General features: G+C 45.1%; 1 protein-coding gene. It reads left to right on the top strand.

Annotated features, from left to right (window positions below; genetic code table 11):
- Positions 1–257, top strand: a 257-nt coding sequence (locus R2R70_RS21420; RefSeq protein WP_410979113.1) for a hypothetical protein, incomplete at both ends; no start/stop codon positions are given.

Here is a 257-nt window from a genome sequence, read left to right on the forward strand (position 1 = left end):
GGTGACGGTACTGATACTATCGCGCCGGAACCTGACCTAGGAGTGCAACAGCCAGGTACTGGTGATGGGGGCGTTGAAACACCTGCTGCAGAATTAAATATTAGCAACAGTGGGCTAGTAGATGTAGATGGTAATACCATAACTTCTATCGATCTAGAAGGTGCTTATTATGAAGTACAAGTTATGGACGGGAATGATGAGCCTGTCGCAAATGCTAAGGTAACATTCTCGATTGATGCTGATGGTGTTGTGTTATC

It is taken from the genome of Cobetia sp. SIMBA_158 (assembly GCF_046566945.1).
GTDB classification, from domain to species: Bacteria; Pseudomonadota; Gammaproteobacteria; order Pseudomonadales; family Halomonadaceae; genus Cobetia; species Cobetia amphilecti.